10 protein-coding genes and 1 rRNA gene are annotated in these 13,294 nt (G+C 46.7%); 3 read left to right on the plus strand and 8 right to left on the minus strand.

Annotation, left to right across the window (positions count from 1 at the left end; all coding sequences use genetic code 11):
- Positions 1-121: 121 nt before the first annotated feature.
- Both AC5YBX_RS17680 and ccoG read right to left on the minus strand, forming a co-directional pair.
- A 16S ribosomal RNA gene (locus AC5YBX_RS17680) occupies positions 122-1,666 on the minus strand.
- A 630-nt stretch (positions 1,667-2,296) separates the two neighbouring features.
- On the minus strand, positions 2,297-3,724 hold the full coding sequence (gene ccoG, locus AC5YBX_RS17685; RefSeq protein ID WP_494524183.1) for a cytochrome c oxidase accessory protein CcoG: 1,428 nt from the start codon (positions 3,722-3,724) through the stop codon (positions 2,297-2,299).
- Between the two features lie 89 nt (positions 3,725-3,813).
- Here ccoG and AC5YBX_RS17690 point away from each other — a divergent pair, with 89 nt between their 5' ends.
- The 3 genes from AC5YBX_RS17690 to AC5YBX_RS17700 all read left to right on the plus strand — a co-directional run bounded on the left by AC5YBX_RS17690 (position 3,814) and on the right by AC5YBX_RS17700 (position 5,586).
- Entirely contained in the window at positions 3,814-4,167 is a 354-nt protein-coding gene (locus AC5YBX_RS17690) for a hypothetical protein (protein ID WP_475515371.1), read from the plus strand.
- A gap of 131 nt (positions 4,168-4,298) precedes the next feature.
- The gene (locus tag AC5YBX_RS17695; RefSeq protein WP_110457000.1) at positions 4,299-5,201 is read left to right on the plus strand and encodes a 1,4-dihydroxy-2-naphthoyl-CoA synthase; all 903 of its coding nucleotides are present in this window, start codon (positions 4,299-4,301) and stop codon (positions 5,199-5,201) included.
- Positions 5,202-5,373: 172 nt separating this feature from the next.
- Positions 5,374-5,586 carry a DUF2061 domain-containing protein gene (locus AC5YBX_RS17700; RefSeq protein WP_494524184.1) on the plus strand — a complete coding sequence of 71 codons (213 nt, stop codon included), beginning with the start codon at positions 5,374-5,376 and terminating at the stop codon, positions 5,584-5,586.
- A gap of 121 nt (positions 5,587-5,707) precedes the next feature.
- Here AC5YBX_RS17700 and glmS read toward each other — a convergent pair whose 3' ends face one another.
- The 6 genes from glmS to AC5YBX_RS17730 form a co-directional block, all read right to left on the minus strand.
- Positions 5,708-7,537: a glutamine--fructose-6-phosphate transaminase (isomerizing) gene (gene glmS / locus AC5YBX_RS17705; RefSeq protein ID WP_494524185.1), complete on the minus strand. Its 1,830-nt coding sequence runs from the start codon at positions 7,535-7,537 to the stop codon at positions 5,708-5,710.
- Between the two features lie 42 nt (positions 7,538-7,579).
- Positions 7,580-8,350 carry a DeoR/GlpR family DNA-binding transcription regulator gene (locus AC5YBX_RS17710; RefSeq protein WP_494520455.1) on the minus strand — a complete coding sequence of 257 codons (771 nt, stop codon included), beginning with the start codon at positions 8,348-8,350 and terminating at the stop codon, positions 7,580-7,582.
- A 154-nt stretch (positions 8,351-8,504) separates the two neighbouring features.
- Entirely contained in the window at positions 8,505-10,643 is a 2,139-nt protein-coding gene (locus tag AC5YBX_RS17715) for a TonB-dependent siderophore receptor (RefSeq protein ID WP_494524186.1), read from the minus strand.
- Between the two features lie 225 nt (positions 10,644-10,868).
- Positions 10,869-12,233: a bifunctional UDP-N-acetylglucosamine diphosphorylase/glucosamine-1-phosphate N-acetyltransferase GlmU gene (gene glmU / locus AC5YBX_RS17720; protein WP_494520453.1), complete on the minus strand. Its 1,365-nt coding sequence runs from the start codon at positions 12,231-12,233 to the stop codon at positions 10,869-10,871.
- A gap of 123 nt (positions 12,234-12,356) precedes the next feature.
- Positions 12,357-12,713, minus strand: a complete 357-nt coding sequence (locus AC5YBX_RS17725) for a DsrE/DsrF/TusD sulfur relay family protein (RefSeq protein ID WP_494520452.1) — start codon at positions 12,711-12,713, stop codon at positions 12,357-12,359.
- Between the two features lie 152 nt (positions 12,714-12,865).
- Positions 12,866-13,294 carry a F0F1 ATP synthase subunit epsilon gene (locus tag AC5YBX_RS17730; RefSeq protein ID WP_494520451.1) on the minus strand — a complete coding sequence of 143 codons (429 nt, stop codon included), beginning with the start codon at positions 13,292-13,294 and terminating at the stop codon, positions 12,866-12,868.

Genomic DNA, 13,294 nt, shown 5'->3' on the forward strand with positions numbered 1-13,294 from the left:
TAACACTATCAGCTTTCCAAATTTTTAAAGAACAAGCATCGCCGTTAAGACGTGCCACCTGCTCTAACAAGAACAAGTTATCTGTGTGAACACTCAACAAACATTAAGTTAGTCGTATAGGTAAGGAGGTGATCCAGCCCCAGGTTCCCCTAGGGCTACCTTGTTACGACTTCACCCCAGTCATGAACCACACCGTGGTAAACGCCCTCCCGAAGGTTAAGCTATCTACTTCTGGTGCAGCCCACTCCCATGGTGTGACGGGCGGTGTGTACAAGGCCCGGGAACGTATTCACCGTGGCATTCTGATCCACGATTACTAGCGATTCCGACTTCATGGAGTCGAGTTGCAGACTCCAATCCGGACTACGACAAGCTTTGTGAGATTAGCTCCACCTCGCGGCTTTGCAACCCTCTGTACTTGCCATTGTAGCACGTGTGTAGCCCTACTCGTAAGGGCCATGATGACTTGACGTCGTCCCCACCTTCCTCCGGTTTATCACCGGCAGTCTCCCTAAAGTTCCCACCATTACGTGCTGGCAAATAAGGATAAGGGTTGCGCTCGTTGCGGGACTTAACCCAACATTTCACAACACGAGCTGACGACAGCCATGCAGCACCTGTCTCAGAGTTCCCGAAGGCACTAAGCTATCTCTAGCGAATTCTCTGGATGTCAAGAGTAGGTAAGGTTCTTCGCGTTGCATCGAATTAAACCACATGCTCCACCGCTTGTGCGGGCCCCCGTCAATTCATTTGAGTTTTAACCTTGCGGCCGTACTCCCCAGGCGGTCTACTTAATGCGTTAGCTTGGGAACCCAGTGTTCAAGACACCAAATTCCGAGTAGACATCGTTTACGGCGTGGACTACCAGGGTATCTAATCCTGTTTGCTCCCCACGCTTTCGTACCTGAGCGTCAGTCTTTGTCCAGGGGGCCGCCTTCGCCACCGGTATTCCTTCAGATCTCTACGCATTTCACCGCTACACCTGAAATTCTACCCCCCTCTACAAGACTCTAGTCTGCCAGTTCGAAATGCAATTCCCAGGTTGAGCCCGGGGCTTTCACATCTCGCTTAACAAACCGCCTGCGTACGCTTTACGCCCAGTAATTCCGATTAACGCTTGGACCCCTCGTATTACCGCGGCTGCTGGCACGAAGTTAGCCGGTCCTTCTTCTGCGAGTAACGTCACACCTAAACGCTATTAACGCTTAAGCTTTCCTCCTCGCTGAAAGTGCTTTACAACCCGAAGGCCTTCTTCACACACGCGGCATGGCTGCATCAGGCTTGCGCCCATTGTGCAATATTCCCCACTGCTGCCTCCCGTAGGAGTCTGGGCCGTGTCTCAGTCCCAGTGTGGCTGATCATCCTCTCAGAACAGCTAGGGATCGTCGCCTTGGTGAGCCATTACCTCACCAACTAGCTAATCCCACCTAGGTACATCCAATCGCAGAAGGCCCGAAGGTCCCCTCTTTTCCCCCGTAGGGCGTATGCGGTATTAGCAGTCGTTTCCAACTGTTATCCCCCTCGACTGGGCAGTTCCCTAGGCATTACTCACCCGTCCGCCGCTCGTCAGCAAAGAAAGCAAGCTTTCTTCCTGTTACCGCTCGACTTGCATGTGTTAGGCCTGCCGCCAGCGTTCAATCTGAGCCATGATCAAACTCTTCAATTAAAGTTTTGTTGAATCTTGCGATTCGGCTCAATGAATTCTGATTCCGTTTAAAAGACTCGGAAGAATCTTAAAAACGTTTGTACATATTGCTATGAACACTCATCGTTACATTGATTTAATTCTTTGATTGCCAACCCGAAGGTTAGGCAATTTCGATTAACTCAACACCTGTGAGTGTCCACACAGATTTCTTGTTTTATCTTGTTAAAGAGCGTTGCTAGCATGAGAGAATCAATCTTTCATTTAGCCGCCGTTGACGCTAGGTCGTTGGCTTAGGGATGCGTATTCTACACGCCCCGTTGTTGGCGTCAAGTGCTTATTTTAAGAAGTTTTCCAAGCGATGCTTTCTTAAACAGAAGTCATCAATCGAAGCCCTTAAAAGCGCTTATCACCTGAGTTAATCTCCGAAGAGTTCAACTCCTAACACCGCTGCAAGTCCCGTACTACCTAGGTAGTTGGCCTGCTGTGCCGTGTCAGTGGATGCGCATTATAGGCAGTTCTCGGATGGGCGCAAGCGCTTTTTGAAAGAAAGTAACACTTTTACTATTGAGTGAATACTTATCAAACGATACGTATAAAAAAGGGGCTAGTTAGCCCCTTTCTTGTTTGTGTTCGTACACTTGTTGGCGGTTATTGGCCGAAGAATCGCGATTCTTGTGTAGCCTCTACCTTTTCACCATCTAAGATGGTCGTCACTTTAAAGTCGATTTTTATCATGGGGCGCGAAAGCTCAACAGGATCGACCGCAATACTGACTGGCAGAGTTAACACTTCGCCACCATTAATGGTGACCGTTTGCGGGCCATACCATTTGTAATTGGGTAATCCTTCTACGCCCAACTGGTACTCATGCGGCGCTTCGGTCTTATTGAGTATCTTTAATGTGAAGGTGTTTTCAATTAATCCTTGGTTGTTGACTCTAAATAGCTGATTACGATCGCGGATAATATCAACACGAACAGGGGCAATGGTGGCACTGGCATAGACAAAGATAACGATCATGATGGCTAACACCGCACCGTAACCGACCAGCTTTGGTCTTAATACTTTCTCTTTTATCCCATCGAGTTTGTTTTCGGTGGTGTAAGCGATCAAGCCTTTTTGATATCCCATACGCTCCATGGTGTTATCGCAAGCATCAATACATGCTCCGCAGTTAATACATTCATATTGTAAACCGTTACGGATATCGATACCTGTCGGGCACACTTGAACGCATAAGTCACAATCGATGCAATCACCTAAACCTAGCTCTTTAGGGTCAGCTTTACGCGAGCGAGGACCTCGGGCTTCACCCCGTTTAGTGTCATAACCAACGATGTAGGTGTTCTTATCGAACATGGCCGATTGAAAACGAGCGTAGGGACACATGTGGGTACACATGATTTCGCGCATCCAACCAGCATTGCCATAAGTCGCTAAGGTAAAAAGCATGACCCAGAAGTAAACCCCGCCAGATGCGGTGCCACTGAATACCTCGGCATACACTTCTGTGGTGGGAACAAAATAGGAGACAAAGGTCATGGCTGTTAACAAGGACACTAGCAACCAAGCGAGGTGCTTTGCGGTTTTACGCCATACCTTATTAAAGCTCCATGGCATTTGGTCAAGCTTAATGCGCTTGTTACGTGCACCTTCAAGCTTTTCTTCAAACCAAATAAAGATAAAGGTCCATACCGTTTGCGGACAGGTATAGCCACACCAGACTCGACCAAGATAGGTGGTCACAAAAAACAACCCAAAAGCGGCTATCATTAAGAGTGCGGCTAACAGGGTTAAATCTTGCGGCCAAATGGTCAACCCAAAGATGTGAAACTTTTGCTCACCTAGGTTAAACCATACCGCTTGCCTATTACCCCATGGGATCCAAGGTAATATAAGGAAGAACAATATTGCGACCCAACCTAGACGGCGGCGCAGCTGGGTCCAAAACCCTTGTATTGCTCTGACATAAATACGATTGCGGGGATTGAAGCGGTCGGACTTATTTACATCAGGCTGGTGAATTTTGATTCGCTCAACCTTCGAATAGTCCTTTTTATTTGATTCTGCGTTCATATTTAACAGCCTTACAGCTTTAATATTCCATGAAAACTGGCTTATTATACCTTTTCTATCACAAATTGTTCATCATGGTTGGAGAAATAATGAGAGGCTGGATTATTTTAGGCGCAGGTGCAGGGCTACTCTATTACCTTGCAACCGAAACCAATAAGCTCGATGAGCCAATGGCTCAAGCCGATGCGCTTATGCAAAAAGCTGAGCGAAAACTCGACTCAATGACAGGCACGAAAATTATTAAAGTCGATAATCATTTATCTCAGCTAAAGGCAGAGATCGCTAACCGACTCAACAAGGCGGAACAGGCCGCGTTAGAGGGTATTTTCGAATCAGAGCAATCTGTCATGGCCTATAAAGAACAATACTGCGGTGATAACGCCAGTCGTTTTACGATATTAAGCCGCGACAACCAATTATTCATATGCGATAAATTACGATAATTTCCCATTAGCGCCGATATCAATGCCGCGCCCTGCGCACGGTTTTTATATCCATAATTGACCTCTATAACGATTGAGCCTAGCCTTGGGCGATTCGTCTCAATTGACAATACAGACACAAGGTAATCCATATGACAGACCAAGTTTCCGATATTTTTGACCCAAGCCTTTGGGAGCAAGTCAGCGGATTTGCATTTGAAGATATCACGTATCACAGGGCTAAAGAGCAAGGCACGGTACGTATTGCTATCAATCGCCCTGATTGCCTTAACTCATTTCGCCCTAAAACCGTTGATGAACTCTATACCGCCTTAGATCATGCGCGCCAATGGTCTGATGTTGGCTGCGTACTATTAACCGGTAACGGCCCATCGGCTAAAGGGCAGTACTCTTTTTGTGCCGGCGGCGATCAACGCATTCGTGGCAAAGATGGCTACAAATACGAAGGTGCAGAAGAGGGTAAGCCCGATATCGCTCGCATGGGACGGTTGCATATATTAGAAGTGCAACGGCTTATCCGCTTTATGCCCAAAGTGGTGATTGCGGTCGTCCCAGGTTGGGCGGTGGGCGGTGGTCATAGCCTACACGTGGTATGTGACCTCACTCTCGCCTCGAAGGAACACGCCATATTCAAGCAAACGGATCCCGATGTGGGCAGTTTCGATTCAGGTTACGGTAGCGCCTATCTTGCTAAAATGATTGGTCAAAAACGTGCCCGTGAAATTTTCTTCTTAGGTTTTAATTACAGTGCCGATGAAGCGTTCGATATGGGCATGGTCAATCGCTCAGTGCCCCATGCAGAGCTGGAAATCGAAGCATTAAATTGGGGCAAAGAGATCAACTCGAAATCACCCACCGCCATGCGCATGCTTAAATACGGCTTTAACTTGCCCGATGATGGACTCGTCGGCCAACAACTGTTTGCCGGTGAAGCGACTCGCTTAGCCTACGGCACCGATGAAGCCATAGAAGGCAGAGATGCCTTTTTAGAGAAGCGTGAGCAAGATTTTTCTAAATTCCCTTGGCACTATTAACCACGAATAGGCTCACCTACTAAGCAAGCCGCATCACTGCGGCTTGCTTATATTGATAACTCGCATATACCTGCGGTCAATCTAAAAACTCTTTTAGCCCTATCGACATTAACCTCTTTAGAACTCAAATGATAACGAATATCATTTACCTTAATTAAAGAGGAGTTTCATCATGGCTAAGACATTCACTTTTGCAATACTGCACTTTAGCGTTGCCTTTACGATTACTTACCTATTAACGGGTAGCTTAGTTATTGGTGGCGCGGTAGCCCTTATTGAGCCAGCGGTTAACACTGTGGTGTTTTATTTTCATGATAAGGTATGGAAACGAATAGAAAATCGTCGTGCAATGCCATTAGGCCTAAGTAGTTACTGTCCTTCCTAGCATATACTGTACCAAATCACAGTCATGAACCAACCCGCCTCATTGTATGAATAAAAGCAAAAGCCTCCCAAAAGGAGGCTTTTGCTATCGGTTAACCAATCACTATCGTGAATCGATTTTATTACTCAACCGTGACCGACTTTGCCAGGTTACGTGGCTGATCCACATCGGTGCCTTTAATCAGTGCCACATGATATGACAGCAACTGCAACGGAATGGTGTAGATCAGTGGCGCCATAAACTCATCACAATGAGGAATAGGGATCACCTTCATGGTGTCGTCTGACTCAAATTCAGCATCTTTGTCGGCGAACACATACATTAAGCCACCACGAGCACGCACTTCTTCCACGTTTGACTTAAGCTTTTCCAGTAACTCGTTATTAGGTGCCACCACTATCACAGGCATATCGGCATCGATAAGCGCTAGCGGGCCATGCTTAAGCTCACCCGAGGCATAAGCTTCGGCATGAATATAAGAGATCTCTTTTAGCTTTAGCGCCCCTTCCATCGCGATGGGATACTGATCGCCACGACCTAAAAAGAGTGCGTGATGCTTGTCGGCAAAGTCTTCCGCCAGTTCGGCAATGGCATCATCTAAGCCCAGTGCTTGCTCCACTTTGGCAGGCATAGATTGTAGGCTCTGGGTGATTTTTGCCTGCATCTCGTCAGACATCCCATTATGACGACCAATCACGGCCGTTAACATCAGCAATCCGGCTAACTGCACGGTAAAGGCTTTGGTTGACGCAACGCCAATTTCGGCGCCCGCTTTCATCATGTAAGCCATATCTGATTCACGCACCAAAGATGAACCCGGCGCGTTACAGATGGTCATGGTGGCTTTATAACCCATCTCTTTAGCCAAGCGCAGTGCAGCAAGCGTATCGGCCGTTTCACCCGATTGAGAGATAGTCACTAACAAGCTATTGGGGAACAGGTGAGACTTACGGTAACGGAACTCAGAGGCGATTTCGACGTTGCATGACACCCCCGCCCAATCTTCAAGCCAATAACGCGCCGCCATGCCGGCGTGATAACTGGTACCACAGGCGATGATCTGCACGTGTTTAATGTCTTTTAAAAACTCTGCAGCATTGTCGCCAAACGCCGAGTCCAATACCTGACCACCAGCAATACGGCCTTCTAAGGTATGGGCAATCGCACGTGGCTGATCATAGATCTCTTTGAGCATGTAGTGACGGTATTCGCCTTTATCACCCGCATCATGAGTCACTTCAGACTCTTTCACTTCGCGCTCAACAGGATTACCGTCAATATCGAAAATTGAGACTTGGCGTCGAGTCACTTCGGCCACATCGCCTTCTTCTAAGAAAGCAAAAGAGCGGGTCACAGGTAACAGTGCTAGCTGATCGGAGGCAACAAAGTTTTCGCCTAAGCCATAGCCTATCACCAACGGACTACCAGAACGCGCCACGATCATGCGCTCAGAATCACGACGGTCAATCACCACAGTGCCGTAAGCACCTTCTAGCTGTTTTACCGTTGCCTGTACCGCTGCCAATAAGGTGTCGTGCGACTTAAGCTCGTGATGCACCAAGTGACAAATCACCTCGGTATCGGTATCAGAGGTAAATACGTAACCTAAGCCTTTTAGCATTGCACGCAGTTTATTGTGGTTCTCAATAATGCCGTTATGCACCACGGCAATGTCGCCAGATGATTGATGTGGATGGGCATTACGCTCACTTGGCTCACCATGGGTTGCCCAGCGAGTGTGGGCGATACCTGTGCCGCCCGCTAATGGCGTTTGCTCTAACGCACTAGAGAGCTCCTGTACTTTACCCACGCGGCGCGTACTCTTGAGCTCGCCATTGTGGATAACCGCCACACCGGCTGAGTCATAACCGCGGTATTCGAGACGACGTAACCCCTCGACCAAAATTTCTGCAACATCCCGTTGCGCTACTGCGCCAACAATTCCACACATAATGTTTTCCTACACGCTAATCTTAAGGTTTAAAAATAAAAGCTAGTTTGAGTAAGGGGCTAAGATCACTTCAACGCCTTGCTCGGTAATTTTTTTAACCACCGCGGTATCAATGCGGTCGTCTGTCACCAGCACGCTTATCTGTTGCCATGCCAGCTCTAAATTCGGTATTCGTTTGCCAATTTTATCTGAATCAACCATCACGATAACGTCGCGCGAGACTTCGGCCATCACTTTGCTCAGGCCCGTCAATTCATTAAAAGTGGTGGTACCACGCTCGAGATCGATGCCGTCAGCGCCGATAAACAGTTGGTCAAAGTTATATGAACGTAATACCTGTTCGGCAACTTGTCCTTGAAAGGATTCAGAGTGCGGGTCCCAGGTGCCACCGGTCATCAATAATGTCGGTTCGTTTTCCAACTCATGTATGGCATTGGCCAATTGCAGCGCATTGGTCATCACCACTAAGCCACGCTTATCATTAAGCTGCTGCACTAAACCAGAGGTCGTACTGCCACTGTCAATAATGATGCGGTTATGATCTTTAATTAATTTAGCCGCTGCCGCGGCAATGGCTAATTTATTGGGTGCAACCTTGGCACTAAAATGCAAAGTAACTTCATCGGGAATGGCAACCGCGCCACCGTAACGGCGCAGTAAAAGACCAGTTTTTTCTAAAGCGGCTAAATCTTTACGAATGGTAACTTCAGAGGTATCGAAACGTAACGATAACTCATCAACGCTCACTTCACCTTGCTCATTGAGGATGGCGATAATGCTATGTCGACGCTGTTGAGTGTTGCGTTTATTCATAAAAGTGGCTGCTAAGTTTCGTTTCGAAAGCCGATTATAATGAAACGAAACTTTTTTGCCAGACTTGAAGCTTAAAAAATGGCAAATGCCTTAAATAGCAAAAAGCCTCTATCCGATAAGACAGAGGCTTTTATATCATCACTATGAGCTTATGTTAAAATTTAGCTTCTAATGCTAGGCTGAAATGACGCCCTTCACCAACCGTGACATCGGTATTAGTACCGCCAGCTAGGTAGTCGGTATCGAATAGGTTTTTCACATTGAGTCGCACATTCATGTCGCTGCCAAAGATATCCATACTATAAGCCGCGCCCATATCAAAGCGTACGTAGCTATCTTTGCTGATGCTATTGCTGGTATTGGCAAAACGCTCACCCACATAGATAGCACCGAAGTTAAACGCTAGATCATCAGTCATTTCATAACGAGTCCAGACGTTTGCCGACCACTCAGGAGCATCAACAGGAGTCTTACCATTCAAGCTGTCAGCAGCTGGACGAACATACTCGGCATCCAGATACATCATTGAACTGGTTACAAACCACTGTTCACTGACTTGACCCTGCGCTCCCATCTCAAAGCCTCTATGGCGCTGCTCGCCGCTTTGGGTGGTAATGGTTTGCTTATCGACACTAGCGATAACATCAAGCTCTTCGGTTACCGTGACGTTAGAGACTGTGATATCAAATACGGCTCCCGTCAGTAGTAAGCTGCCATCAAATAGCTCCCACTTAGTACCGATTTCGTATTGCTCACCATACTCAGGATTAAGGTTCATCTTATCGTTAACATCTTCGGCATCGTTAACCTGGCCTTGCGGTGTGAAGCTCTTAGAGTAGTTAACATAGATACTGCCATTATCCATTGGCGAGTAGATCACGCCAAATTTTGGCGACACAGCATAACTATTATTACCCGCACCCTCTTTTTTCTGCTCGTCATAACGCACACCCGCCAATACTTGCCAGCTATCGTTAATGCTGATCAAGTCTTGGATATAGAAACCATAGTGTTTGTAATCACTTTCATATTTAGTGTCATCTCTATGGTAATCAAGATCGGGTCTGGCAAGCGGCTGACCCGGCATCACCACCTGGCCTTTAGGTCCAGAGTCTTTCAACTGACCGTAATAGTAATCCAGCATATTGGCGCCGATTAAGAACTGATGCTCAAAACTGCCCGTACTGAATTTACTCGTGATATCAACAAAGCCAGTTTTGTGCTGCCAATCGTCGTATCTATCAAATGGGCTGACTGTGTAGCCGTCTTGGAATGGGTTTTCAGAGCCCTTTACTAAGCTAGGTGACGAGTCTAGGCGCTGACGATTAAACTGCTGGTCGTTATAACCGGCTTTAACTTTCCAATCATCATTGATGTGGTAAGTCAGTTCGGCGCCCAAGTTAGTAATAGTATTGTCGGTAAACGCCCACGGCATATCCCAGATAATGTCACGGCCACCAATCAACTCACCGTCACGGTTTAACCAACCACCACGGTCAATACCGGTTTTATCTTGGGTATGATCATATTTGAGTGACAACAGAAGGTCGTCGGTAATATCAAATTCTAGATTTAGATAACCTAACCAACGGTCACGCTCTTGATTAGTGTCATCCTGATAGTCACGCCAGTATTGTGTATCTTGCTTAACCAACACAGTGCGATAGCGCATAGTTTGAGCTTCGTTTAAGCTACCGCCAGCATCGAGTTGTACGCGGGTAGAGCCGTATTCATCAGTATCGAAACCGACCTCAAACATGGTGTCATAGGTTGGCTTTTTGGTCACCATGTTGATCAATCCACCAGGACCAGACTGACCATATAGCATACTAGATGGACCTTTGAGCACTTCAACCTGCTGCAATGTCTCGATAGGCTGCACATAGTGAGACCACTGTTGCTGGCCATTGATCAAATAACCTGAACCTGAAGACAACTCAAAACCACGAATATTAAACACTTGGCGGTTCCATTTCTCACTACCACCAGTGACACTTGAGTCATTCACCAATACTTCAGAAAGGTTAGTTGCTAACTGCTCATCAGTGACAAAATCAGGGATGACGGCAACAGACTGAGGAGTATCCATTAAATCAATATCGCCACGCATGGCGCCAGAAGCAACACCCACTTTATAATCGTTAAAGGTACGGCCGGTAACCGTAATACGTTCTATGTTAGCATCGGCAGTAGTATTACCCGCTTCATCAGCCGAAACTGACACACTGGCTAATGCAGCTATAACCGCTAAACCTACACTCGAGTATTTAAACGCAGCGCCCTTGATTGACATAACAACCCCATAACTAAAAACGACAACAGAAAAAGTTGCGCTAAATATAAATGAGAATCGTTTTTATTTAAGTTTCTTTACATCTATTTACATTGCAAGGTGAGCCAGTTCAATTTATTGCGCCTTAGCGGTTAAATTTCATGCACTTCAATGAGCTAGCAATAAAAAAGCGACCCAGTAAGGTCGCTTAATTGTGGTATTCAACTCCAAACTTAATACCGTGTTTTACTTCTTTAGCTTAACGGGACGAGTCCAGCCGCTTAAGTGGCGCTGCTTAACACGAGTAATAACGAGCTCATCGGCCGCTACATCACGGGTTATGGTCGAACCCGCGCCCAATGTTGCGCCCTTACCTATGGTAACAGGCGCTACAAGCTGAGTATCACTGCCGACAAACACATTATCTTCAATCACAGTAAGATGTTTATTGGCGCCATCATAGTTACAGGTGATGGTGCCGGCACCGATGTTCACTCCCGCGCCAATCTGCGCATCGCCAATATAAGCTAAATGACCCGCTTTAGAGCCTTCACCTAACACGGCTTTTTTCATCTCAACGAAATTACCAATATGAGCATCACGTTTAAGTTCGGCGCCGGGGCGCAAACGCGCAAAAGGTCCTGCACTGGCTTTTTCGCCAACAATGGCATTTTCAACAATCGAATAAGGTTTGATTTCCGCGTTATCGGCAATGTCGCAATCAATTAAAATCGCGCCTGCGCCAATGGTCACATTATTACCTATGGTCACTTTACCTTGGAATATCACATTCACATCGACCATCACATCCATACCCACGCTAACATCACCGCGAATATCGATACGAGCTGGATCTCTAAGATTTGCCCCTGCTAGCATCAGTTTTTCAGCGGCGCGCGCCTGATAAGCACGTTCAAGTTGGGCTAACTGTACGCGGTTATTAGCGCCTTCCACTTCAATAGCCGACTGCGGTTGGGCTGTGGTAATCGCAACCCCATCGCGATGAGCCATAGCCACGATATCGGTAAGGTAGTATTCACCTTGCGCGTTATTCGATGATAATTGACCCAGCCATTCTTTTAACTGTTTACCTGGCGCTGCCATAATACCGGTATTCACTTCATTAATGGCTAACTGCTCGGCATTAGCATCTTTTTGCTCGACAATACCAACGACTTTACCCGCCTCACGCACGATACGACCATAGCCCGTTGGATTGGGCAGATTAACAGTCAAAATAGCCAAACCATTAGCTTCGCGGGCTGCAAGCAACGCCTGAAGAGTCGATGGCTGAATCAAGGGCACATCACCGTATAAAATCAGCACGGTATCGTCATCATTAATATTGTCGTTGGCTTGCGCCACAGCATGACCGGTACCCAGTTGCTCGGCTTGCAGCACCCAGTTAAGTTGCTGCTCACCTAAACTGGCTTGCAGCTTATCGGCACCATAGCCATACACCAGCTGAATGGTATCGCTACCCACATTATGCGCGGTATCTATCACATGTTGCACCATGCTTTTGTGGGCAATCGGGTGAAGAACTTTAGGAAGATCTGAGCGCATGCGGGTTCCCTTGCCTGCGGCCAAAATCACTACATTCAGTGCCATGGGTTATCCTTGAGCTAATGCTGGTTTAAATAATGAGGTCAATTTTTTGTGGGGGTGATTTTAATGGATTGAGCATGTAAAAGCGAATGACGGGCTCATTAAAACGTCGCTCATTGTTAACAGTTAAAAAGTCACGCTTTTATCCGTGGTTAATATCCATTGGGCTAAATCATCCATAGTGGCAACCTGGCAACCTTCAATCACCGCTAATTCACCAAAGCCACGAGCCTGCATACAGGAGCCACAGAACTTCACCTCACTACCTTGGGCGATAATAATTTCTAGCATCTGCTGAATATTGTAACCCTCATTGGGGTTTTGTTTAGGCAGTACTGCGGTGATGGCATCTGACAATAAGAAGAGCTTTACCTTTGCTGGTGGTGATTCTTGCTCATTGAGCTGTATTGCCAAGCGTAAAGCATTAAATAAGCGTTCTGAACCATAGGGGGCGTCATTAACAATTATAAGCACGTGCAGCATTGGAGCTCTCTTCAACCAGAGATAAATAGCCAAATAGTAACAGTATCAGTGTAATGAAAGATCTGTATCTGTCACGTTATAGCGGTTCCCATCAACTGATTTTAGATACAAAAAAGGCGCCCAGAGGCGCCTTTTATAATCAAACAATAACCTTATCTGGCAATGTTCTTTTTGATGGTTTCTACAACGCGCAATTGAGCGATAGCCTGAGCTAATTCAATCGCTGCAGCGGCATAGTTTAAGTCTGCACCAGCATCAGCCATATGGGCTTCTGCACGACGCTTGGCTTCTACAGCTGCCTGCTCATCAATCTCTTCGGCACGCAATACCACGTCAGCCAATACGGATACCGAAAAAGGTTGTACTTCCAGGATACCACCTGAAAGATAGAACACTTCTTCTTTACCATCTTGCTTGACGATGCGCGCCATGCCAGGTTTGATAGGTGTAAGCAAAGGAGCGTGACCTGGCATAACACCTAAATCACCTTCACTACCAGTTACCTGTAGGTGTGCTACAAGACCTGAAAAGATGCTACTTTCTGCACTTACAATATCAAGTTGTACTGTCATGGCTGCCAT

The sequence above is a fragment of the Shewanella sp. 492 genome, from assembly GCF_059338445.1.

Excerpts from the sequence above, each read along its gene's own strand:
- AC5YBX_RS17690 (WP_475515371.1), top strand. The coding sequence starts at position 3,814 with ATGAGAGGCTGGATTATTTTAGGCGCAGGTGCAGGGCTACTCTATTAC.
- AC5YBX_RS17700 (WP_494524184.1), top strand. The coding sequence starts at position 5,374 with ATGGCTAAGACATTCACTTTTGCAATACTGCACTTTAGCGTTGCCTTT.
- ccoG (WP_494524183.1), bottom strand. The coding sequence starts at position 3,724 with ATGAACGCAGAATCAAATAAAAAGGACTATTCGAAGGTTGAGCGAATC.
- AC5YBX_RS17710 (WP_494520455.1), bottom strand. The coding sequence starts at position 8,350 with ATGAATAAACGCAACACTCAACAGCGTCGACATAGCATTATCGCCATC.
- AC5YBX_RS17730 (WP_494520451.1), bottom strand. The coding sequence starts at position 13,294 with ATGGCAGCCATGACAGTACAACTTGATATTGTAAGTGCAGAAAGTAGC.
- glmU (WP_494520453.1), bottom strand. The coding sequence starts at position 12,233 with ATGGCACTGAATGTAGTGATTTTGGCCGCAGGCAAGGGAACCCGCATG.
- AC5YBX_RS17695 (WP_110457000.1), top strand. The coding sequence starts at position 4,299 with ATGACAGACCAAGTTTCCGATATTTTTGACCCAAGCCTTTGGGAGCAA.
- AC5YBX_RS17715 (WP_494524186.1), bottom strand. The coding sequence starts at position 10,643 with ATGTCAATCAAGGGCGCTGCGTTTAAATACTCGAGTGTAGGTTTAGCG.
- glmS (WP_494524185.1), bottom strand. The coding sequence starts at position 7,537 with ATGTGTGGAATTGTTGGCGCAGTAGCGCAACGGGATGTTGCAGAAATT.
- AC5YBX_RS17725 (WP_494520452.1), bottom strand. The coding sequence starts at position 12,713 with ATGCTGCACGTGCTTATAATTGTTAATGACGCCCCCTATGGTTCAGAA.